Raw genomic sequence first — 21,812 nt, 5'->3', positions numbered from 1 at the left:
CGGGGTCAGCCCTCCCGGCTGGCGCGCAGCTCCTCCAGCCGCTCCGCGACCTCGTCATTGCGACGCTCGCGCAGGTGGTGACCCAGGAGGACCAGACCCATCCCCACCGTGGAACCGATGACGGTCTCGATCAGCCGGTCCACCAGCAGGGGTGCGATGGGTTGGGGATGCACCAGCTGGCCCATCATCAAGGCCAGGGGCGTGATGCACAGCAGCGCCAGGGCGTAGTTGCGGCCCACCAGCATCTCGGCTCCGAACTGGAGGGCCGCCACCACCAGGACGGCCGCCGCTCGTTCCAGGTGCAGGGCCAGCAGCATCCATGAGGTGACGATGCCGCCCGTCGTGCCGATCGTGCGGTGGATGCCGCGGGTGATCTGCTGGGTGACATCTGGCGCGGACAGCGGCGCGATGGCGGAGACCATGGCCCAGTAGGGGTGTCCGATCCCGAGCAGGACGGCCAGGGCGCCGGAGATCAAGACGGCCAGCGCCATCCACAGCGGCTGCCAGTTGGCCTGGAAGTGCAGGGGGAGCCAGTGTGCCCCGGCCAGGGCGGCGCGCGGGTGGCGCAGGCCGCCCGCGATGCCGACGGCCAGGCAGAACAGGGCGGTGGCCGAGGTCACCAGGACGGCGGGGGCGAGGTCGGCCACGGTGTGCGGCATCGACGAAATGGCGCCGAAGGCGAAGATCAGGAAGAGCGGGCCCGGTGGATGGTAGGAGTGGGCCTTGGCAACCACCTGGCCCGTCGCGGCGATCACCGGGGCGGTCAGCACCTGCAGCCACAGGGCACCGGGGACCAGTCCCACCACGACGCCGGTGACTACGGCTGCCGTCAGACAGAGGGCGATGGAGGCCTGCATCTGCAGCCGCACCAGGTGTGGCTGGTTGCGTCCGTACAGGGAGGTGAAGGCCCCGAAGCTGGCGTAGGGAACCCAGGCTGCGTGACCGGTGGCGACGAGCAGCAGCAGGGGCACCAGGACGCTGATCCCTGCCCGCAGGCCGACGCGGTGCGCCCCCTCCACGGGGTTGACCAGCAGCACGTCGTCACGGCGGGGCAAGGGGGCTACGGGCACAGTTCTCCTCAGGGGATTCATCGGGGATGACACCATTGTCCCACTCACTAGGCTGGGCGCCATGTCACAGATCGCCAGTCATGCCACCCCGTCTTTGTCCGGCCAGGGGCGGGTCGCCATCGTCACCGGCGCCTCCTCCGGCATCGGCCGTGCAGCCGCCATCGAACTGGCCGAGGCCGGTTTCGACGTGTGGGCCGGTGCACGACGGACCGGCCGGATGGCCGATCTGGGGCAGTACGGCATCAAGGTCCTGCCCCTCGACGTCACCGACGAGGCCTCGATGGTGCACTTCGTCGATGCTGTCCTGGCCGGCGCCGGGAGGGTGGACGTGCTGGTCAACAATGCCGGCATCTGCGGTTATGGCGCGGTGGAGGACCTTCCACTGGCCGAGGGGCGCGCCCAGTTCGAGGTCAATGTCTTCGGCATGGCTCGGATGATCCAGCTGGTCCTGCCGGGAATGCGGGAGCGCGGCGACGGGCGCATCATCAACATCTCCTCGATCGGCGCCAAGATCTACCAGCCCTTCGCTGCCTGGTACCACGCGTCGAAGCATGCCGTCGAGGGTTTCAGCGACAGCCTGCGCCTAGAGGTCAGGCCCTTCGGGATCGACGTCTGCCTGGTGGAACCGGGTGTGATCGTCAGCGAGTGTAACCAGGTGGCGCGCAAGAACCTGGTGGAGGTCAGCAAGGGTGGCGCCTATGAGAAGGCAGCCCGCCGGATGGCGCGCGTGCTGGCGCTGGCCGACCGTCGTTCGCTGGGTTCGGAGTCCACCCTGGTGGCCCACACCATCGTGGCGGCGGCGCTGGCCGGCAAGCCGCGCACCCGCTATGTCGTGGGAGCTGGGGCCCGCGCCGCCGTCACCGCGCGACGCGTGCTCCCGGACCGGGCGATGGACGGTCTGCTGGGTGGACTTCGATAGGCAAGGAGCCCATTCCTGAATGTCACCTGAAGGGCGCCCTGTCCTCAGACAACTTAACTTGTCTTCAAAGGCAGTTCACAGGAATGTGGAGCCCATCGCAGGCCGCCCGCATCGGGGGATCGAGGCCCACCGAAACCTTCACCAGAAGATCTCGGGCGATGTGTACAGCTGGACTCGGGGGAGCCCGGCTGAACTGACTTCAGGCCCGCCATTCAGCCGGCGGGCCTGAAGCATGTCCGGGTCTCGGGCCGGGACCGAGCGGGTTCAGCCCAGCAGTTCCGCGGAGTCGACGACGGTGATCTGTGGCGCGTAGAGCCCCATCACCTGCAGCGCGGCGGCCTGGTTCTCGTCGGAGGAGCCGGCGCAGCCATCACTGACCACGGTCACGGTGCAGCCCGCGTCGGCGGCGGCCAGGGCCGTGGAGATGACGCAGCAGTCGGTCGCGACCCCCACCAGTACCAGGTGGGCGTGCTCACCGGTGACGGTGGCCAGCTGCGGGCCCCACTTGCCGAAGGTGCTCACATCCACCGTGGCACGCTCGGTCAGGTCGGTGGCAGTCGGCACCAGCGAGAAGACCTCGGCGCTGTCGGGCCGGTCGGCGAAGGTCCACTTGTCGAAGTAGGCGCGCCAGGAGCCGTGACGGTCGGTGCCCGGGAGCCAGCGGGTGAGCACCACACGGTCGTCGAAATGGGCGGCCAACCGCGCCACCACCGGGGCGGTCTCCGCGAAGCGGGGTGCGCACCAGTTGCTGGCGGGGTCCGCGAAGATCCGCTGGTGGTCGATCACCACCAGCCAGGCGTCCGAGGCAATGCTCATGCCCGGTCCTCCTGCCGCTTGATGGTGCCGCCGTTCAGCACCAGGTGACCCACGAAACCGAGCAGCAGGCTCACGATGACGCCCAGATTGGCCCAGGGCCAGGTGCCCTCCCAGCCGTCGGGGCCATGGTGGCCGAGCTTCAGCGGCTCCAGCAGGTAGCCCTGCCAGTTGTTGTAGGTGGCATCGCTGAACTGGTTGATCACCAGGCCCCAGCCGATCACCGAGCAGACCACCATGACGCCGATGGAGGCCCAGTTGACCGCGCCGTAACGGCCGTTGCGGTCGAACAGGCCCTCCTCGTCGTAGGGGCCCTTGCGGGCGACGATGTCCGCGCACATGACCCCGGCCCAGGCGGCCAGCGGCACGCCCAGGGTGACCAGGAAGGACTGGAAGGGCGCCAGGAAGCTCTTGGCGAAGAAGACGACGTAGATGGTGCCCAGCGTCAGGATGATGCCGTCGATGGCGGCGGCGGCTGGCCGCGGGATGTTGATGCCCAGGCTCAGCAGCGTCAACCCGGAGGAATAGATGCCCAGTACCGCTCCGGAGATCAGGGTGAGCACCGCCACCACCAGGAAGGGCAGCAGGATCCAGGTGGGCAGGATGCCGGCCAGGGCACCGATCGGGTCCACCGGGATGGCGGCCGCCAGCTTCTCGTCGGAGCCGGCCAGCAACAGACCGAAGACCACCAGCAGCAGCGGGGCCACCGAACCACCGAAGGTGTTCCAGAAGACGATGGCGCCATTGCTGGCGTCGCGGCGCTGGTAGCGCGACCAGTCGGCGGCGATGTTGATCCAGCCCAGTCCGAAGCCCGTCATCACCATCACCAGGGCGCCGATGCAGGCCGCGATGGATCCGGACGGCATGGCGCTGACGGCGGCCCAGTGGATGTGGCTGATGGTCATGGCCATGAAGACCAGGGTGAAGGCGCCGGTCACCCAGGTCAGGATGGACTGCACCTTCATGATGGTGTGGTAGCCCAGCACCGAGCAGACCACGATGATCGCCGCGATCACGACGCAGGCGATGATCTTGGTGGCAGTGCCGGAGCTCCAGCCCAGCCGGTCGAAGATGGTGGCGGTGGCCAGCGTCGCCGTGATTGTCAGCGAGGTCTCCCAGCCGATGGAGGTCAGCCAGCTGATCAGGCCGGGCACCTTCTGCCCGTCGACGCCGAAGGCAGCCCGGGAGAGCACCATGGTGGGCACTGAACCGCGCTTGCCACTGATGGCAATGACGCCGCACAAGGCAAAGCTGAGCACGATGCCCAGCACCGCGACGACGCTCGCCTGCCAGAAGGAGATACCGAAGCCGAACAGGTAGGAACCGTAGGTCAGGCCGAAGACGCTGACATTGGCCGCGAACCACGGCCAGAACAGGTCACTGGGCCTGGCGGTGCGCTGCGAATCGGGCACGACGTCGATGCCCTGCATCTCGATGAGACGGCGCGGGGTCGTCGCCTGCTCGGCAACCGGCGGTGTGGATGACATGGCAGCATCATGGCACCTACCGCCGACAGATCCGTGGAGGCCTGTGGGGCGAGTGTTGTAGGGGGACTCGCCGGGCCCCAGTCCTTGAGGGGCTCAGTTGCTGCGGGTCACCGGCGGCTCGGCGGACCAGGGGAAGACGATCCACTGGTCGGTCCTCGCCCACACGTACTCGGGGTGGATCACGGTGGTGGGCTTCTCGTAGATGACCGCGCTGCGCACGTCGGCGTCGTACTCCTGCAGCAACTTGACCACCAGCTCTAGGGTGCGGCCCGAGTCCACGACATCGTCCACCACCAGCAGCTTCTTGCCCTTGATGGATTCGGTGTCCAGCAGCGGGGCCAGCAACACCGGGTCCGGCAGGGTCTCGTGCACGTCGGTGTAGAACTCGACGTTGATGGCATCGGTCAGCTTGGTGCCCAGCGCATAGGTGAGGGCGCCGCCCGGCAGCATGCCGCCGCGTGCCACCGCGATGACGATGTCGGGCGCGAAGCCCGAGTCCGCGATGGTCTGGGCGAGCTCGCGCATGGCGTCTCCGAAGCCCTGCCAGGTGAGGACCTCCTTCTCGACGAGGTCACTGGAGTCGGCGTGATAGGCAGTCATGGTTCCACAGCCTACTGAGTCCGCAGCTCGTTGCCGTCGGCGGGGAAGGTGAGCTGCATCAGCAGGGCATCCAGCCAGCGGTCGAACTTGCGCCCCACCTGCGGCATCCGCCCCACCTCGACGAATCCGAGCTTGCGGTGGAAGGCGACGGAGGCGTCGTTGTCGGCATCCAGGACCCCCACCATCACGTGGATGCCGTCACCGCGCGCCCGGTCGATCAGGGCCAGCATCAGCATCCGGCCCACACCCAGCGCCCGGGCCCCGTCGGCGACGTAGACCGAGTGCTCCACCGTCTGGCCATATCCCGCCTTGTCGCGGAAGCTCCCGTAGCCCGCGAAACCCAGCACCTCACCGTCGGCCACGGCCACCAGTACCGGGTGGTTGCTGGACGTGTGCCGCTCCAGCCACTCGCGACGCTCGTCGACGCTGACCGGCTCCAGGTCATAGCTTGCCGTGGTGCCGACTCCCGCGTCGTTGTAGATCCGGGTGATTGCCTCTAGGTCCGCCTCGGTGGCCGGGCGGATGGTGACGGTTGCACTGGGCGGGACGCCGTGGGCTGACATGTGGCCCACCCTAGTGCCGCGCGATAGCGTTCCGGCAGGCCAACCGATGGCCGGAACAAAGGACGGAGCCCCCCGTGTCACAGCCCCCGTTGACTCGCTCGCAGCGCCTCGAACGGCTGGACTTCAACCCGGCACATCGCCGTCTGCTGCTGGGCTCCGGCGTGGGCTGGGCGCTGGACGCGATGGACGTCGGCCTGATCAGCTTCGTGATGGCGGCCCTCACCGTCCAGTGGAAGCTCTCGCTGCACCAGACCAGCTGGCTGGGTTCGATCGGCTTCGTCGGGATGGCCCTGGGTGCCTCGCTGGGCGGGCTGCTGGCGGACCGGATCGGCCGACGCCAGGTCTTCGCCGCCACGCTGCTGGTCTATGGCCTGGCAACGGCCGCCTCCGCGCTGGTCACCTCGCTGGCGGCTCTGATGGTGCTGCGCTTCATCGTCGGGCTTGGCCTGGGGGCGGAACTGCCCGTCGCCTCCACCCTGGTGAGCGAGTTCGCGCCTGCGAAGATCCGCGGGCGGATGGTGGTGGCCCTGGAGGCCTTCTGGGCGGTGGGTTGGATGATGGCCGCCCTGCTCGGCTACCTCGTGATCCCGCAGAGCCACGACGGGTGGCGCTGGGCCCTGGCCGTCGGCATCGTCCCCACGCTGTACGCGGCGGTGATCCGCGCGAGGCTGCCGGAGAGCGTGCGCTTCCTCGAGTCCAAGGGGCGCGAGGAGGAGGCCGAGGCGGCCGTGCGCAGTTTCGAGGCGGAGGCCCCTCGACAGGCTCGGGGAACGGCGAAGGCGGCGGGCGAGCCTGTCGAGGCCCCAGTGGAGGACCTGGAGCCGAGCGGCCACCAGCACATCTGGTCGGCCCGGCTCCGGGTGCGCACGGCGGCCTTGTGGGCGGTCTGGTTCTGCATCAACCTGAGCTACTACGGCGCCTTCATCTGGATCCCGTCGCTGCTGGTCAAGCAGGGTTTCAGCATCGTGAAGTCCTTCGAGTTCACCCTGATCATGACCCTGGCCCAGCTCCCCGGCTATGCCCTGGCCGGATGGCTGATCGAGGTCTGGGGCCGTCGGGCGACGCTGGCCAGCTTCCTGGCCGGATCGGCGCTGGCGGCGCTGGCCTATGGGCACGCCAGCAGCACGTCCGAGATCCTGACGGCGGGCTGCGCGCTGAGCTTCGCCAACCTGGGTGCCTGGGGTGCCCTGTACGCGATCGGTCCGGAGATCTATCCGACGTCGATCCGCGGGACGGGCACCGGGGCGGCCGCCGCCTTCGGGCGGATCGCCTCCATCGTCGCGCCGCTGCTGGTGCCGGTGCTGATCGCCCGCGGAGGCAATGGGTTGGCCTTCACGGTCTTCAGCATCGCCTTCGCCCTGGCCGCCGTCGCCTGCTTCGGCCTGCCCGAGGCCCGCAACCGCAGCCTGGGCCGGGTCTGAGGGTGAACGCTGGCTGACGAGTGGGTCACAACCCGCCCCAAGACCACGCAAGAGGGGCAGAGTGGGGTCATGGGACAGCAGATGACAGTCACCTTCCTCGGTGCTGCGGGCACCGTCACCGGATCCAAGCACCTCCTGACCATCGGGGAGCGACGCGTCCTGGTCGATGCGGGCCTCTTCCAGGGGGAGAAGAAGTGGCGCGAGCAGAACTGGGCCAAGTTCCCCGTGGAGCCCGGCAGCATCAGTGACCTGGTGCTCACCCATGCCCACCTCGACCACTGCGGCTACATTCCCGCACTGGTCAAGCACGGCTTCACCGGAACCATCTGGTGCACACCCGACACCATCGAGCTGGCCGAGATCGTGATGATGGACTCTGCCCACCTGCAGGAACAGGACGCCAAGGACGCGGCCGCGGGTGGCTGGTCCAAGCACAACCCACCATTGGCGCTGTACACCCAGGAGGACGTGCAGCAGACCATGCGCCTGTTCCGGCCCGTCGGCTTCGACGTGGACACGGACCTGCGTGACGGCCTGGTGCTCCGCTTCACCCGTGCCGGGCACATCCTGGGTTCCGCCTGCGCCAACCTGACCCATGAGGGCCGCACCGTCCTGTTCAGCGGGGACCTGGGGCGTCAAGACCACCCGGTGCTCAAGCCGCGGGGGATCCCCCAGGGGGCCGACCACGTGCTGATGGAATCCACCTACGGAGACCGGGAGCACCCGGAGCCGGACGGCCTGCCGCACGAGCTCTTCGCCGAGACCATCCGCAAGACGGTCGGCAGGGGTGGCTCGGTGCTGGTGCCGGCCTTCGCCGTCGACCGCACCGAGGCCGTGCTGAAGGAGATCACACAGATGCGCAAGGCGGGCCGGATCCCGGAGGTACCCGTCTTCGTGAACTCCCCGATGGCCCTGGCCGCGCTCAAGGTCTACCAGGGCTCGGAGGAATTGCGCGACGACATGCGGCCCGAGGACTTCGCGGACCTGCCCAACCTGCGCGAGGTGACCAGCGTCGAGGAGTCCAAGGCGCTGAACAACCCGAAGTTTCCCTGCATCATCATCAGCTCGTCGGGGATGGCCACCGGTGGACGCGTGGTGCACCACCTGGAGAAGATGCTGCCCGATCCCAAGCACTCGGTGGTGCTGACCGGCTACCAGGGCGTCGGGACCCGCGGACGCTCGCTGCTGGAGGGCGCCAAGCAGCTCAAGATGCACGGCCGCTACGTCCCGGTGCGGGCGACGATCGTGCAGGACAGCGAGTTCAGCGTGCACGCCGACTGCTCGGACCTGCTGGACTGGCTGCGTGACCTGCCACGAAAGCCGCGCACCGTCTTCCTGGTGCATGGAGAGCAGGACTCCGCCGAGGCGCTGCGGGAGAAGATCATCACCGAGTTCGGCATCACGTGCGTCGTGCCCCGCTTCGGCGAGGTGGTCAGCATCGAGGCCACCGAGGGTGCCGACGAGCCACGGCCCAGCGCGCCGGAGCAGGTGGGAAGCCCCGTCCAGTTGCCCAGCAGGCCGTCGCCGCTGCCGATGCCGCCCACCCGGGGCCTGACCATGCTGCAGCTCGCCAATCGTCTGGCACGTGCCCTGGATGCGGGAGATGCAGAGCAGCTGGCCCAAGTGGTCAGTGGCCCCATCACCCGCGGTGGGCAGGTCCAGGACCCGGCCGAGTGGATGGCCCGGGCCCATGGTTTCGAGCTGGTGGACCTGGTGGATGCCGGACCGCGGGCAGTGGCTCGAGGCACCGTGCAGGGGCGCGACGTGGTCCTCTTCCTCACCACGGCGGGGGAGACGCTGTCTGCCGTCGAGGAGGTGGGAGGCTGAGCTCCGCTGGTGGTCAGACCAAAGTGTGGACCGCCGGGTCGCCAGAGCGAGGTGTGGGTGCAATGATGCGTCCATGACCGACCCGAGCCGCGTCGAGAGCCCGTCGCTGTCCAGTCATGTGGGCCGCGGGAGCCAGAGTGCCCAGCGCGCGCGGCACCAGGCCATCGCGGAGGCGGTCATCAAGCGCGGGTCCCTGCGCGTCGAGGACCTCGTCCAGGCCACGGGCGTCAGCCTGATGACCGTCTACCGTGACGTGGCCGCCCTGGAGGAGGCCGGTATCGTCCAGCGGCAGCGGGGACAGGTGCTGGCCGTCGCCAGCTCCCTGCAGGAGGCCTCGGCCGGATTCCGGCTGGAGCAGAATGCCGAGGTCAAGGCGTCGATGTCCGCGGTGCTGGCGCCCCTGGTCAAGCCGGGCAGCTCCCTGATGCTGGATGACTCCACCTCGGGCGTCTGGTTGCTGCGCGCACTGGAGGACGTCTCCCCGCTGACGGTGGTGACCAATTCGCTGCTGGTGGCCCAGGAGGTGGAGCGGCGCGATGACCTCCGTCTGATCGTCGCCGGTGGCGAGTACCAGGCCTGGGCCCAGGCGCTGATGGGGCCGACGACGGTCCAGACGCTGAGTTCCATGAACGCGGACATGTGCGTGCTGAGTGCCTCGGGCGTCGTCGACGGGAACTGCATGCACCCCTATGGCGACGTGGTCAGCGTGAAGCAGGCCATGCTCGCCGCCGCAGCCACCAAGGTCCTGATGCTGGACCACACCAAGTTCCGCCGGCAGGCCCTGCACAGCTTCGCCAGGCTGGCGGACTTCGACGTCGTGGTCGTGGACGCGCAGACCCCGCAGGAATCACGCCAAGAACTACAGGATCTTGGCGTTCAGGTGCTCGTGTCGGGAATCTGACCATGGGCCCCGTGACCGATTGCACATAAATTCACACGCTTTCTGTTAACTCTGCCCGTCGTCGCTGGTAGTTTCGAGCGCAGGTGGCGCCCCTCGGCGTCACGAGGCAATGCTGCTGGGAGGACGGATCCATGGGCTTTCGTGTTGTGGTTGGCGCCGACATCGCCGGCGTCGAGTACAAGGACCTGATCAAGGCCGATCTGGAGGCTGACGAACGCATCGACGAGGTGATCGACGTGGGCGTGGCCGTCGGTGAGGACATCGACTATCCGCACGTCGGGGTCAAGGCCGCCAAGATGGTGGCCGACGGCACCGTGGACCGGGCCGTCCTGATCTGCGGGACCGGCATGGGCATGGCGATCAGCGCCAACAAGGTTCCCGGGGTCCGTGCCTGCACCGCGCACGACTCCTTCAGCGTCGAGCGCCTCGTCCTGTCCAATGACGCACAGGCGCTCTGCCTGGGCGCCCGGGTGATCGGCCCCTACCTGGCCCGACGCCTGGTCAAGGAGTTCTTCGGCTACACCTTCGACGCCTCCTCCGCCTCGGCCCCCAAGGTGGCTGCCATCACCGAGTACGAGTCACGACTCGGCTCGGACAACAGCCCGTCCGCTCCCACGAGCTGCTGACCGGCACCTTCATCCCGGCCGGCGGGAGCTCCTTCCCCGGTCAAGAAAAACCCGCCGCACCGCGGCCACTTCCAGAAGGAACAATGATGTTCACTGCTTCACTGGGTATCTTCCTGTTCGGCCTGTTGGCCGCAGCAGCAGGTGGATACATCGGCGCCGCCATCGGCGGCAACTTCGCCTTCGTCCTCACCGGCTTCTGCGTCCTGCTCTCCTGGGGTCTGTACGCCGGTACCGGTACCGACTGGGGCTTCAACTACGTCGCCTTCGGACCCTTCGCCGGTCCGTACGTGATGTTCGCGGGCGGCGCCGCGGCCGCGGCCTATGCCTGGCACAAGGGCTACCTGGAGTCCGGCAAGGACATCAACTCCGCCCTGGCCGGTCTGGGCAAGTCCGATGTGATGCACGTCGGTGCGGCCTTCGGTGTCTTCGGCTACCTCTTCAAGGCCTTCGTCGTGGACAACATCCCGTGGTTCGGCACCCACACCGACGGTGTCGCCTTCACGGTCGTCACCTCCGCACTGCTGGCGCGTGTCCTGTTCGGCAAGCGCAAGGACGGGGTGGGCTCCGGTTCGCTGATCGGCAGCGACAAGTTCAACAAGGGAGCCTCCGGCTTCATGGGCAAGATCGCTCCCCGCGAGGACGCCCAGTGGCTGCCCTGGCAGGAGAAGTGGGGCTACCTGGTCAGCCTCGGCTTCTTCTTCGGTGCGGCGGCCGGCGCTTTGTCCATCGTGGTGGGCCACGCCGTCAAGGGCGGTTCCGCCTTCGCCAGCAGCCTTCCCTTCGGCATCTCGGCCATCATCATCCTGTTCCTGATCATGGGCTTCAACATGCCGGTGCAGCACCACATCACCGTGGTCTCCGGCGTGGCAGCCGTCACCTTCCTGCCCATCATCGCGGGCAGCGGTTTCGAATGGAATGGTGTCTGGGAGTCCGGCCAGTGGATGAGCGCCTTCTTCACCGTCCTGGTCTGCGGCGTGGTCGGTGTGCTGTCCGCCTGGCTCGTCGAGTTCTGGGCCCGGGTCTGGTACGACCGCGGCACCACCCACATCGATCCGCCGGCCTCCGGCATCTGGATCATGACCACCCTGGTCCTGGGCGCCGGCGCCCTGCTCGCCTGAGCAACCCAAACCCCTCACCACAGGAGCACCGGGATGTCCCACGACGTGATCGTCAATCCGACCGAGCTGCACGATGCCTATGTCTTCGACATGGACGGCACCATCTACCTGGGCGACCACCTGTTGCCCGGCGCGGCCCGGATGGTCCACGAACTGCGTCGTCGTGACATCCCGGTGCGCTTCCTGAGCAACAACCCCACCAAGGATCCCCAGCAGTACGTCGAGAAGCTGGCCAAGCTCGGCGTGCCCACCGACATCAGCGACATCTCCAACACCGTGGTCACGACCACCCGGTGGCTCCAGTCGCACCACCCTGACGCCAAGCTCTTCTGCATCAGCGAGGAGCCGCTGAAGAATGCCCTGCGCACCGCGGGCTTCACCCTCACGGAGGATCCGGAGGAGATCGACATCGTGATCGCCTCCTACGATCGCACCTTTGACTACCGCAAGCTGCAGATCGCCTTCGACGCCATCTGGTTCCACAAGCGCGCCTTCCTGATCCAGACCAATCCGGACCGCTTCTGCCCCTTCCCGGGCGGACGGGGGGAGCCGGACTGCGCCGCCATCACCGCCGCCATCGAGGCATGCACCAGCACGAAGTGCCAGGTCAGCCTGGGCAAGCCGTCGCCGATCATGCTCACCGAGGCCCTGGCCGGTCTCGACGTCGCCGTGGAGAACTCGGTGATGGTGGGGGACCGGCTCCAGACGGACATCCAGATGGCGCTGGACACCAACATGCGCTCCGCCTTGGTGCTGACCGGTGAGGCCACGGCCGACGATGTGCGCGCTCTCGAAGAGGCCCACCAGCCCAGCTATGTGATGGATCGGATCGACCGGCTGCTGCCGCAGTTCGTCTGGGACGAGCTGGGTTGGACCGAGGACAACGATCCCGACACCCACTGACCAGCCCCGAGCAAGCCAACCCGGTCCCCGAGCAACCCGAGCAACCAAACCCCGGTCCCCGAGCCTGTCGAGGGGACATCCCAGCACACCCTGAACCAGACGCAAGGATGCGTCGAGGAGGCACCATGAGCACCAGCACCGGCCCCTACCTGATGGGCATCGACTACGGCACCGAGAGCTGCCGGGTTGCCATCTTCGACATGCAGGGCCGCCCAGTCACCTTCGCCGCCACCGCCTACAAGACCAGCCACCCGCGCCCGGGCTGGGCCGAGCAGAACCCACAGGACTGGTGGGAGGCACTGCAGGCCTCGTGCCACAAGGCGATGGCCAGCGCCGGCATCCAGGCCCACGAGATTGCCGGGATCAGCTACGACGCGACGACCATGACCGTCGTCGCCATGAACGACAAGGGCGAGGAGCTGCGTCCGGCCATCATGTGGATGGACGTGCGGGCCACCGAGCAGGCCGCTCGCGCCGAGACCAGCGACTCCGTCGCGCGCCTCTACAACGGTGCCGGCACCGCCCCTGCCACCGCCGAGTGGTACCCCTTCAAGGCCGCCTGGCTGAAGGAGCACGAGCCGGAGACCTACAACGAGGCCACCAAGCTGGTCGACGCGCCCGACTGGATCAACTTCAAACTGACCGGCGAGTGGACCACCAACATCAACTCCGCCGCCCTGCGGATGTACTACAACCGCAACAAGGGCGGGTGGCCCACGGACTTCTACGAGCACGTCGGCTGTGGCGACGTCTTCGACAAGATCCCCGAGCGCGTCCTGGACCTCGGCACCCCCGTCGCCGGCCTGAGCACCGTCGCCGCCCAGCTCCTGGGGCTGCGCGCGGGCACGCCCGTTGCCCAGGGCCCCGCCGACGCGTGGGCCGGACAGATCGGCCTGGGCGTGGTGGAGCCCGGAAAGATGGCGCTGATCACCGGCTCCTCCCACGTGCTCACCGGCCAGAGCGAGAAGGAGATCCACGGCACGGGCTTCTTCGGTGCCTACACCGACGGCGTCGTGAAGGGCCAGTACACCGTCGAGGGCGGCCAGGTCTCCACCGGCAGCGTGCTGAAGTGGTTCAAGGACAGCTTCTGCCCGGACATCGTGCAGGCCGCCGACACCACCGGACTCAATGCCTATGACCTGCTCAATGCCAAGGCGAAGGAGATCCCGATCGGCTCCGACGGCCTGATCATCAACGAGTACTTCCAGGGCAACCGCACCCCATACACCGATTCCAAGGCGCGCGGCATCATCTGGGGCCTGTCCCTGATGCACACCCCGGCGCACATGTACCACGCCATCCAGGAAAGTGTCTGCTACGGCACCGCCCACAACCTGCGCGCGATGACCGCGGCCGGCTTCGAGGTGAAGGAGATCGTCGCCTGCGGCGGTGCCACCAAGAGCCGCGAGTGGATGCAGATGCACTCCGACGTCACCGGCGTCCCGATCACCCTGACCGAGGTGGGGGACGCGGTGGTGCTCGGCTCCTGCATGCTGGCCGCCGTCGGCGCCAACCTGTACCCGGACATCCAGACCGCGGCCCAGAACATGGTGCACACCCTGGACCAGATCGAGCCCGACCAGGCCCGTCACGAGGAGTACCAGTACTACGTCGACAAGTACTGCGACAGCTACCCGCAGATGCAGTCCATGACCCATGACCTGGTGGACCACGAAGCCGCCAAGGCCTGAACGACCCGCTGACAACAGATCCAATGCCTCGAAGGACAAACCCATGAGCAACGACAAGTACGTGGTCGGAATCGACTTCGGCACGCTGAGCGGCCGTGCGGCCGTCGTCAGCGTCGCCGACGGTCAGGAACTCGGTCACGGTGTGAAGGACTACACCCACCAGGTGATGGACCGCGGCCTGACGGCCGGCGACGGCCAGGCGCTGCCGCCGGACTTCGCGCTGCAGGTGCCCGCCGACTACATCGAGGTGCTCCAGACCGCAGTGCCCGAGGCGATCAAGAGCGCCGGGGTGGACCCGTCGCAGATCGTCGGCATCGGCATCGACTTCACCTCTGCCACCGTGGTGGCTGCCAAGGCTGACGGCACCCCGCTGTGCGAGCTGCCCGAGTTCAAGAACCGCCCGCACGCCTATGTGAAGCTGTGGAAGCACCACGGCGCCTTCGAACAGGCCGAGCGGATCGTCGAGGTCGCCAAACAGCGCAATGAGGACTGGCTGGCCCGCTACGGCGGCACCCTGTCCGCCGAGATGCTGCTGCCCAAGGTGCTGGAGACCCTGGAGAAGGATCCCGAGGTCTACCAGGCCACCGAGCGCTTCTTCAACGCGCTGGACTGGATCACCTTCCGGATGACCGGCAATGAGGTCTACGCGGCCGGCGACTCGGGCTACAAGCGCAACTTCCAGGACGGCAAGTACCCCAGCCGCGAATACCTCGAGCAGCTGAACCCGGCCTTCGGGGGTGTCTTCGAGGAGAAGATGCCCGGCGAGGTGCTGCCGCTGGGCGCCGAGGCCGGCAAGTTGACCGCGGAGGCCGCCGGTTGGATGGGCCTGCCGGAGGGGATCAGCGTGGCCGTCGGCAACATCGACGCCCACGTCACCGCCGCCGCGGTGCAGGCCGTCGAGGCCGGGCAGATGACCGCCATCATGGGTACCTCCAGCTGCCACATCGTGCTGGGCAATGAGCTCAAGGAGGTTCCCGGCATGTTCGGCGTCGTCGACGGCGGCATAGTCGACGGACTGTGGGCCTTCGAGTGCGGCCAGACCGCCGTGGGCGACATCTTCGCCTGGTTCGTCAACACCAGTGTCAACGCGGGCTACTACCGCGACGCCGAGGCCGCGGGGGTCAGCATCCACGACTGGCTGACGCGCCTGGCCGCCGACCAGGAGATCGGCGAGCACGGACTGGTGGCGCTGGACTGGCACAACGGCAACCGTTCGGTGCTCAATGACCCGAACCTGTCGGCACTGGTGGTGGGCCAGACCCTGGGCACCCGACCGGAGGACACCTACCGCGCGCTGCTGGAGGCAACCGCCTTCGGTGCCCGCACCATCATCGAGACCTTTGCGAAGAATGGCGTGGAGATCACGGAGATCGTCGCCGCCGGCGGCCTGATCAAGAACAAGTTCCTGATGCAGATGTACGCCGACGTGTGCAAGCTGCCGATCTCGGTGGGCCTGACCACCCAGCCCGGTGCCCTGGGCTCGGCCGTCTTCGCCGCCGTCGCCGCGGGTGTCTACCCGGACGTCAAGGCCGCCTCGATGGCGATGGGTGCACGCCAGGAGAACGCCTATCTCCCGAATCCGGAGGCCAGCGCGCTGTACGACAAGCTCTTCTACGAGTACACCCTGCTGCACGACGTCTTCGGCCGTGGTGGCAGCAGCCTGCTCTACCGCCTCAAGGACATGCGTCGCGACGGTGTGAAGCGCCGCGCCGCCAAGCACGAGGGCCGTTACGAGGACCTCGACACCACCCGGGAGCAGATCGCCGGCGGCGGCACGGACTACTACCCGGTCGCCTGACCCCTCGACAGGCTCGGGGAACGAAAGGAAGAACATGCTGGTGCTCGACGAACTACCCGTCGAGGTCCAGGAGCAGGTTGCCGTGTGCAGGGCCGAGGTCTCGGCCCTGCACGCGGAACTGCCCCGCTGGGGGCTGGTGGTGTGGACGGCGGGAAATGTCTCCGCCCGGGTCCGGTGCGCCGAGCAGATCGGGACCGACCTGATGGTGATCAAGCCGTCGGGCGTCAGCTACGACGACCTGTCGCCGGAGCGGATGGTGGTCTGTGACCTCCAGGGGCGCAAGATCGTCGACGGCACACCCGAGCGGCTGACACCGTCCTCGGACACCGCCGCCCACGCCTATGTCTACGCCCACATGGACCGGGTCGGGGGAGTGGTGCACACCCATTCCACCTATGCGACGGCCTGGGCGGCTCGGCGCGAGCCCATCCCTTGCGTCCTGACGATGATGGCCGACGAGTTCGGCGGCGAGATTCCCGTCGGGCCGGTGGCCGTGATCGGCGACGACTCCATCGGGCGCGGTATCGTCGAGGTGTTGGACGGACACCGCTCCCCGGCAGTCCTGATGGCCAACCACGGTCCCTTCACCATCGGGGCCGATGCCCGCCAGGCGGTCAAGGCCGCCGTGATGTGCGAAGAAGTCGCACGCACCGTCCAGATCGCCCGTGAGGGGCAGGACGGTGGCAAGAACGTGCAAGCCCTTGATCCCTCCCTCGTGGACGGGCTCTACGATCGATACCAGAATGTCTACGGACAGCACTGACGCACGAGAGGCAAATGTGAACAACACCCTGAACTGGACCGAGCAGGACGCTCGCGCCGTTGACGTGGCGCGAATCCTCGCCGCCGACGCCGTGGAGAAGGTCGGCAACGGACACCCCGGCACCGCCATCTCGCTGGCACCCCTGGCCTACCTGTTGTACCAGAAGGTCATGAAGACGGACCCGACCGATTCGCTGTGGCTGGGCCGCGACCGCTTCGTGCTGAGCGCCGGTCACTCGTCGCTGACCCAGTACACCCAGCTCTACCTGGCCGGCTGTGACCTGGAGCTCGACGACCTGAAGCAGCTGCGCACCTGGGGCTCCAAGACCCCCGGCCACCCCGAGTACCACCACACCAAGTTCATCGAGGCCACCACCGGCCCCTTGGGTGCCGGCATCTCGATGGCCGTCGGCATGGCCATGGCCGCACGCAAGGAGCGTGGCCTGTACGACCCCGAGGCTCCCGCCGGACAGAGCCCCTTCGACCGCTTCGTCTACTCCATCGCCGGTGACGGCTGCATGCAGGAGGGCGTCTCCTCCGAGGCCTCCTCGCTGGCCGCCACGCAGAACCTGGGCAACCTGATCCTGTTCTACGACGACAACCGCATCTCCATCGAGGGCGACACCAAGATCGCCTTCAGCGAGGACGTCGCCGCCCGTTACGAGGCCTACGGCTGGCACGTCCAGCACGTGGACTTCACCAATGGCGGCACCAGGTACGAGGAGAAGGTCGAGGAGCTGTACGCCGCGATCGAGGCCGCCAAGGCCGTCACGGACAAGCCCTCCTTCATCAAGCTCACCACCGTGATCGGCTGGCCGCTGCCCAACCTGCAGGGCAAGCACTCGGTGCACGGCGCCAAGATCGGCGCCGAGGAGATCGGCGCCCTCAAGAAGGAACTCGGCTTCGAGGACAGCCCCTTCGCCGTGGACCAGACCGCCGTCGACCACGCCCGCGCCAATGCCGCCGAACGCGGCAAGCAGGCCCGCGACGAGTGGAACCAGAAGTTCGAGGCGTGGAAGGCCGCCAACGCGGACAAGGCGGAACTGCTGGCCCGCGTCGCCGAGCGCAAGCTCCCGGAGGGCATCGAGTTCCCGGTCTTCGAGCCCGGCAAGAAGTCCACCCGCGCCGCCTCCGGCGAGGTCCTGACGGCCCTGGCCGACCAGTTGCCCGAACTGTGGGGCGGCTCCGCCGACCTCGCCGGCTCGAACAACACCACCATGAAGGGCCAGCCCTCCTTCCTCCCGGAGGAGCGCAGCTCCAAGGAGTTCACGGGCAACCCCTACGGCCGCACGCTGCACTTCGGCATCCGCGAGCACGCCATGGGCGGTGTGGTCAACGGCATCAACCTGTCCGGCCTCACCCGCAGCTATGGCGGCACCTTCTTCGTCTTCGCCGACTACATGCGCCCGCCGGTGCGCCTGGCCGCCCTGATGGGTGTCCCGAGCATCTTCGTGTGGACGCACGACTCGGTCGGCGTCGGTGAGGACGGCCCCACCCACCAGCCGATCGAGCACATGGCCGCCTACCGGGCCATCCCGAACCTGGCGATGGTGCGCCCGGCCGATGCCAACGAGACCAGCTACGCGTGGAAGGGTGCCCTGCTGCACACCGACCAGCCCAGTGGCCTCGTGCTGAGCCGTCAGGACCTGCCGATCGTCGAGCGTGGCGAGGGCGCCTGTGCCTCCGCCGAGGGTGTGCTCAAGGGTGCCTACGTGCTCAAGGATGCCGCCAACGGCACCCCGCAGCTGATCCTGATCGCCACGGGTTCCGAGGTGGCGCTGGCCGTCGAGGCGCAGAAGGTGCTGGAGGAGCAGGGTGTCGCCACCCGCGTCGTCTCCATGCCGTGCCAGGAATGGTTCGACGAGCAGGACGACGCCTACAAGGAGTCGGTGCTGCCCAAGGCCGTCACCAAGCGCGTCTCCATCGAGGCCGGCATCGCCCAGGGCTGGACCAAGTACGTCGGATTCGAGGGGGACTCGGTCTCCATCGAGACCTTCGGCGCCTCGGCCAGCGGCAATGTGATGTTCGAGAAGCTCGGCTTCACCGTGGACAACGTCGTCGAGACCGCCAAGAAGGTCCTCGGCTGAGCCACAGCTCGCACAGAAGCAGACGCGGCCCGTCCCATGTGAATGGGGCGGGCCGCTCGCGTCTCTGGATCCTCAGACCCTCACCACAGCTCGCGCAGTCGCTGCGGCGTGAGCTGCGTCAGGTCCTGCAGGACAGTGCACCGGGCGAGCAGCTCGTCGGAGGGCTGGTGGAAGGGCTGCGGGATGGCGACGACGCCCATCCCCGCGGCCAGCGCGGAGCGGATACCGGCGGTGGAGTCCTCGATGGCAAGGCACTGCGTCGGGTCCACCCCGAGCAGTTCACAGCAGCGCAGGTAGCCGTCCGGGGCGGGCTTGCCGCGTTCCACTTGCTCGGTGGACACGTGTGCGCTGACCACGTCGCCGACTCCCAGCTCCTCGATGGCCGCCTCGATCAGCACCACCGGCGAGGACGATGCGATCCCCACCGGGACCAGCTCGGCCATCGCTCGCACGGCCTCCCGGGCGCCGGGAAGGATGCCGACTCCGCCGTGGTAGAGCTTGCGCATCCCGTCGATGGTGCGCCGCGCACAGTCCTCGGGGGATCCGTTGAGGCCGACGACCTCGCTGAGATAGGTGCTCCACTCGCGAGTGCTCATCCCCATCATCGCCAGGGCATGGTCGGGCCCGTAGTCGGCCCCGTCGGCGGCGGCGAGCCCGGCCCGGACCCGTTCCCAGGCCGGTTCGGTGTCGGTCAGGGTGCCGTCCACGTCGAAGATGACGGCGGCGGGCAGTGATGCTTGGCTGGACATGACGCCCATTGTGTCGCCCGGCGCGGCAGACTGGACAATCCGAACCCCCACAGCCTGCCCGTAGGAGCCAGATGCGCACCCGATCCGCCAGCCAGACCTCCCTGTTCGCCGGCATCCTGTGTTATCTCCTGTGGGGCGGATTTCCGCTCTTCTTCCCCCTGCTCAAGCCAGCCGGTTCGCTGGAGATCCTGTCCGGTCGGGTGCTGTTCAGCCTGGCCTTCGTGGCATTGGTGCTGGCCGTGCAGCGCAAGCCCTGGGGATGGTTGCGCGAGGTCTGGAGCAGTGGTGCCTGGCGGCTCCTGGCCGTGGCGGCGGTCTTGATCGCGGTGAACTGGCTGACCTACATCTGGGCGGTCAATTCCAACCACGTCGTGGAGGCATCCCTGGGCTACTTCACCAATCCGCTGGTCAGCATCGCGCTGGGGATGATCTTCTTCGGCGAACGGATGGGACGCCCCGGGAAGATCGGCTGCGCCCTGGCCGCCCTGGGGGTGTGCGTGATTGCCTCCCAGGCCTGGCGCACGGTGTGGGTCCCCCTCCTGCTGGCCTTCAGCTTCGGCTTCTACGGTATGGTCAAGAAGCGGGTCAAGGTGACTGCCTTGCAGGGCCTCTTCCTCGAGTCCGCCGTACTCACCCCGCTGGCCCTGGCGTGGATGGCCTGGAGCGCCGGTCAGGGGAGGGCTGCCTGGCCCCACTCCGGCCGGGTGGCGGCGCTGCTGGTGGTGGCTGGCATCTTCACCGCGGTGCCGCTGTGGCTCTTCGCCGTCGCCGCCCCGGGGATCCCGCTGGGAACCCTGGGCGTCCTGCAGTACATGACCCCCACGATGCAGTTCCTGCTCGGCCTGTTCGTCTTCGGCCAGCCCGTCTCGCCGCGTTTCTGGGCCGGGTTGGTGCTGGTCTGGATCGGCTCGGTGGTCTATCTGGCCGGGGCGGTGCTGAACATTCGTCGGGCCACACGATGAGCGTCGCCCACGAGGCGCCCACGGGCACCTTCGCCAGCCTGCGGGTCCCCAACTACCGGATCTTCTTCACCGGCGCTGTCGTCAGCAATGTCGGCACCTGGATGTACCGGGTGGCGCAGGACTGGCTGGTGCTCACCATCCTCACGGACCACTCCTCGTCGGCGCTGGGCCTGGTGACCGGGCTGCAGTTCCTGCCGATCCCCTTCCTGGCGCCCTATGCCGGCTCGATCGCGGACCGCTTCCCCAAGCGTCGGATCCTGATGCTCAGCCAGAGCCTGCTGGGGCTGAACGCGTTGGTGATGTTCCTGCTGGTGGTCAGCGGCTGGGTGGAGCTGTGGCACGTCTTCGTGCTGGCCTTCCTGACCGGTGTGGTGACCGCCTTCGACAATCCGACCCGCCAGGCCTTCGTGAGCGAGATGGTTCCGCGCGGGCTCGTGCCCAATGCCGTGGGGCTCAACTCCGCCTCCTTCAACAGCGCGCGCCTGCTGGGGCCCGGGCTCGCCGGGTTGATGATCGCCGCCTGGGGAGTGGCGCCGGCCATGGCCCTCAATGCGCTGAGCTTCGGCGCGGTGCTGCTCTCACTGGCCCGGATGCGTGCCGCCGAACTCACCCCGGCACCCATGCGCAAGAACGGCAAGGGTGCGGTGCGCGAGGGGCTGCGCTATGTCTGGCGACGGCCCGACATCCTGGTGATCCTGCTGATGGTCTTCATGCTGGGCACCTTCGGTATGAACTTCCAGATCACCAATGCACTGATGGCCACCAAGGTCTTTGGCAAGGGGCCGGGGGAGTACGGCCTGCTCGGCTCCATCATGGCCATCGGAACCTTGGCCGCCGCCCTGATCGCCGCTCGTCGGGAGCGTCCCCGGCTGCGGGTGCTGCTGCTGGCCCTGGGCGGTTTTGCCCTGTGCACGGGCCTGCTGGGGGCCGCCCCCAGCTACACGGTCTTCGCCGCGCTCCTGGTGCCCACCGGGTTGTGCGCCCTGACGATGATGACCTGCGCCAACGCTTCGGTGCAGTTGGCCAGCGACCCCGAGGTGCGCGGCCGGGTGATGGCCCTGTACATGGCGATATTCATGGGTGGCACCCCGCTTGGTGCTCCGTTGATCGGCTGGGTGGGTGACGTCTTCGGTCCCCGGTGGACCATCTGGGCCGGCTCTCTGGCCACCGGGGTGACCTTCGCCGGGGTCAGCGCCTGGTTCATGGTGCACCGCGGGGTTCGGGTCCGTCTTCGCCGCGGCTGGCCTCCCCGGCTGCGCGTCTGGACCGTCGACGAGGTCCGCGCCGCCCAGGCCTCCGCCGAGGCCGACTGATCCTCCTGCGTCGGGGGCGTGGGAACCGAAACTGAGAGCCAAAATGGAGCTTGGCACGTTCCAACTTCATCCAGCAGGGCTGTGGGCTCTCAGTTTTCCCGGGGAGGGGCCAACAAACCTGTGGACAACCGAAAAATGAGAGCCAAACCCGGCATTGGATCGTTCCAGTTCTGTCCAGACGGTCCGTGGGCTCTCAGTTCTG

The 21,812-nt window shown here is 67.8% G+C and carries 19 protein-coding genes; 13 read left to right on the top strand and 6 right to left on the bottom strand.

Annotated elements, in window-relative coordinates:
- Positions 1–5: 5 nt before the first annotated feature.
- Positions 6–1,070, bottom strand: coding sequence for an FUSC family protein (locus EDD41_RS06060; protein ID WP_170165260.1), 1,065 nt, complete (start codon positions 1,068–1,070; stop codon positions 6–8).
- A gap of 61 nt (positions 1,071–1,131) precedes the next feature.
- Here EDD41_RS06060 and EDD41_RS06055 point away from each other — a divergent pair, with 61 nt between their 5' ends.
- Entirely contained in the window at positions 1,132–1,989 is an 858-nt protein-coding gene (locus EDD41_RS06055) for an oxidoreductase (protein ID WP_123575278.1), read from the top strand.
- Between the two features lie 264 nt (positions 1,990–2,253).
- On the opposite strand, the gene EDD41_RS06050 is transcribed toward EDD41_RS06055, so the two are convergent.
- The 4 genes from EDD41_RS06050 to EDD41_RS06035 form a co-directional block, all read right to left on the bottom strand.
- A complete protein-coding gene (locus tag EDD41_RS06050; RefSeq protein WP_123575277.1) occupies positions 2,254–2,805 on the bottom strand; it encodes a cysteine hydrolase family protein in 552 nt (183 codons plus the stop codon).
- On the bottom strand, positions 2,802–4,289 hold the full coding sequence (locus EDD41_RS06045; RefSeq protein ID WP_094764068.1) for a purine-cytosine permease family protein: 1,488 nt from the start codon (positions 4,287–4,289) through the stop codon (positions 2,802–2,804). Before EDD41_RS06045 ends, EDD41_RS06050 begins: the two co-directional genes overlap by 4 nt.
- Before the next feature lie 93 nt (positions 4,290–4,382).
- Entirely contained in the window at positions 4,383–4,889 is a 507-nt protein-coding gene (locus tag EDD41_RS06040) for a phosphoribosyltransferase (protein ID WP_123575276.1), read from the bottom strand.
- An 11-nt stretch (positions 4,890–4,900) separates the two neighbouring features.
- Positions 4,901–5,452 (bottom strand): GNAT family N-acetyltransferase, encoded by a 552-nt coding sequence (locus tag EDD41_RS06035; protein ID WP_094764070.1) that lies wholly within the window; start codon positions 5,450–5,452, stop codon positions 4,901–4,903.
- 74 nt (positions 5,453–5,526) lie between these two features.
- On the opposite strand from EDD41_RS06035, the gene EDD41_RS06030 reads away from it, so the two are divergent.
- From EDD41_RS06030 to tkt, 10 genes are all read left to right on the top strand, one after another.
- Positions 5,527–6,873, top strand: a complete 1,347-nt coding sequence (locus tag EDD41_RS06030) for an MFS transporter (RefSeq protein WP_211336595.1) — start codon at positions 5,527–5,529, stop codon at positions 6,871–6,873.
- Between the two features lie 69 nt (positions 6,874–6,942).
- Positions 6,943–8,700, top strand: coding sequence for an MBL fold metallo-hydrolase RNA specificity domain-containing protein (locus EDD41_RS06025; protein WP_123575275.1), 1,758 nt, complete (start codon positions 6,943–6,945; stop codon positions 8,698–8,700).
- 73 nt (positions 8,701–8,773) lie between these two features.
- Positions 8,774–9,601 (top strand): DeoR/GlpR family DNA-binding transcription regulator, encoded by an 828-nt coding sequence (locus EDD41_RS06020; RefSeq protein ID WP_094764072.1) that lies wholly within the window; start codon positions 8,774–8,776, stop codon positions 9,599–9,601.
- A 131-nt stretch (positions 9,602–9,732) separates the two neighbouring features.
- Positions 9,733–10,227: a ribose-5-phosphate isomerase gene (locus tag EDD41_RS06015; protein WP_123575274.1), complete on the top strand. Its 495-nt coding sequence runs from the start codon at positions 9,733–9,735 to the stop codon at positions 10,225–10,227.
- An 86-nt stretch (positions 10,228–10,313) separates the two neighbouring features.
- Positions 10,314–11,345, top strand: a complete 1,032-nt coding sequence (locus EDD41_RS06010) for a DUF7973 family transport facilitator (RefSeq protein WP_094764074.1) — start codon at positions 10,314–10,316, stop codon at positions 11,343–11,345.
- A gap of 33 nt (positions 11,346–11,378) precedes the next feature.
- Positions 11,379–12,248, top strand: a complete 870-nt coding sequence (locus EDD41_RS06005; protein WP_094764075.1) for an HAD-IIA family hydrolase — start codon at positions 11,379–11,381, stop codon at positions 12,246–12,248.
- A 125-nt stretch (positions 12,249–12,373) separates the two neighbouring features.
- Positions 12,374–13,939 carry an FGGY-family carbohydrate kinase gene (locus tag EDD41_RS06000; RefSeq protein ID WP_123575273.1) on the top strand — a complete coding sequence of 522 codons (1,566 nt, stop codon included), beginning with the start codon at positions 12,374–12,376 and terminating at the stop codon, positions 13,937–13,939.
- Between the two features lie 43 nt (positions 13,940–13,982).
- Positions 13,983–15,737 (top strand): ribulokinase, encoded by a 1,755-nt coding sequence (locus tag EDD41_RS05995; protein WP_123575272.1) that lies wholly within the window; start codon positions 13,983–13,985, stop codon positions 15,735–15,737.
- Between the two features lie 34 nt (positions 15,738–15,771).
- A complete protein-coding gene (locus EDD41_RS05990; RefSeq protein ID WP_123575271.1) occupies positions 15,772–16,500 on the top strand; it encodes an L-ribulose-5-phosphate 4-epimerase in 729 nt (242 codons plus the stop codon).
- 16 nt (positions 16,501–16,516) lie between these two features.
- Entirely contained in the window at positions 16,517–18,586 is a 2,070-nt protein-coding gene (tkt, locus tag EDD41_RS05985; protein ID WP_094764079.1) for a transketolase, read from the top strand.
- Between the two features lie 80 nt (positions 18,587–18,666).
- Here the strand turns inward: tkt and EDD41_RS05980 are convergent, their stop codons facing one another.
- Complete coding sequence (locus tag EDD41_RS05980) at positions 18,667–19,335, bottom strand: HAD family hydrolase (RefSeq protein ID WP_170165259.1); 669 nt, start codon at positions 19,333–19,335, stop codon at positions 18,667–18,669.
- A 71-nt stretch (positions 19,336–19,406) separates the two neighbouring features.
- Between EDD41_RS05980 and rarD the strand changes: the two genes are divergently transcribed.
- Both rarD and EDD41_RS05970 read left to right on the top strand, forming a co-directional pair.
- Complete coding sequence (gene rarD / locus EDD41_RS05975) at positions 19,407–20,297, top strand: EamA family transporter RarD (RefSeq protein WP_123575270.1); 891 nt, start codon at positions 19,407–19,409, stop codon at positions 20,295–20,297.
- Complete coding sequence (locus tag EDD41_RS05970; protein ID WP_094764082.1) at positions 20,294–21,610, top strand: MFS transporter; 1,317 nt, start codon at positions 20,294–20,296, stop codon at positions 21,608–21,610. Before rarD ends, EDD41_RS05970 begins: the two co-directional genes overlap by 4 nt.
- The last annotated feature ends 202 nt before the right edge of the window (positions 21,611–21,812 follow it).

Origin of the sequence: Luteococcus japonicus, from assembly GCF_003752415.1 — a bacterium.
Lineage (GTDB): Bacteria > Actinomycetota > Actinomycetes > Propionibacteriales > Propionibacteriaceae > Luteococcus > Luteococcus japonicus.
The sequence above is the reverse complement of the archived record's forward strand: the minus strand, read 5'-3'. Positions and strand labels throughout refer to the sequence as shown.

Coding starts and splice junctions, on each gene's coding strand:
- EDD41_RS05995 (WP_123575272.1), top strand. CDS start 13,983: ATGAGCAACGACAAGTACGTGGTCGGAATCGACTTCGGCACGCTGAGC.
- rarD (WP_123575270.1), top strand. CDS start 19,407: ATGCGCACCCGATCCGCCAGCCAGACCTCCCTGTTCGCCGGCATCCTG.
- EDD41_RS06025 (WP_123575275.1), top strand. CDS start 6,943: ATGGGACAGCAGATGACAGTCACCTTCCTCGGTGCTGCGGGCACCGTC.
- EDD41_RS05980 (WP_170165259.1), bottom strand. CDS start 19,335: ATGTCCAGCCAAGCATCACTGCCCGCCGCCGTCATCTTCGACGTGGAC.
- EDD41_RS06015 (WP_123575274.1), top strand. CDS start 9,733: ATGGGCTTTCGTGTTGTGGTTGGCGCCGACATCGCCGGCGTCGAGTAC.
- EDD41_RS06040 (WP_123575276.1), bottom strand. CDS start 4,889: ATGACTGCCTATCACGCCGACTCCAGTGACCTCGTCGAGAAGGAGGTC.
- EDD41_RS06035 (WP_094764070.1), bottom strand. CDS start 5,452: ATGTCAGCCCACGGCGTCCCGCCCAGTGCAACCGTCACCATCCGCCCG.
- EDD41_RS06005 (WP_094764075.1), top strand. CDS start 11,379: ATGTCCCACGACGTGATCGTCAATCCGACCGAGCTGCACGATGCCTAT.
- EDD41_RS05990 (WP_123575271.1), top strand. CDS start 15,772: ATGCTGGTGCTCGACGAACTACCCGTCGAGGTCCAGGAGCAGGTTGCC.
- EDD41_RS06055 (WP_123575278.1), top strand. CDS start 1,132: ATGTCACAGATCGCCAGTCATGCCACCCCGTCTTTGTCCGGCCAGGGG.
- EDD41_RS05970 (WP_094764082.1), top strand. CDS start 20,294: ATGAGCGTCGCCCACGAGGCGCCCACGGGCACCTTCGCCAGCCTGCGG.
- EDD41_RS06050 (WP_123575277.1), bottom strand. CDS start 2,805: ATGAGCATTGCCTCGGACGCCTGGCTGGTGGTGATCGACCACCAGCGG.
- EDD41_RS06020 (WP_094764072.1), top strand. CDS start 8,774: ATGACCGACCCGAGCCGCGTCGAGAGCCCGTCGCTGTCCAGTCATGTG.
- EDD41_RS06045 (WP_094764068.1), bottom strand. CDS start 4,289: ATGTCATCCACACCGCCGGTTGCCGAGCAGGCGACGACCCCGCGCCGT.
- EDD41_RS06010 (WP_094764074.1), top strand. CDS start 10,314: ATGTTCACTGCTTCACTGGGTATCTTCCTGTTCGGCCTGTTGGCCGCA.
- EDD41_RS06000 (WP_123575273.1), top strand. CDS start 12,374: ATGAGCACCAGCACCGGCCCCTACCTGATGGGCATCGACTACGGCACC.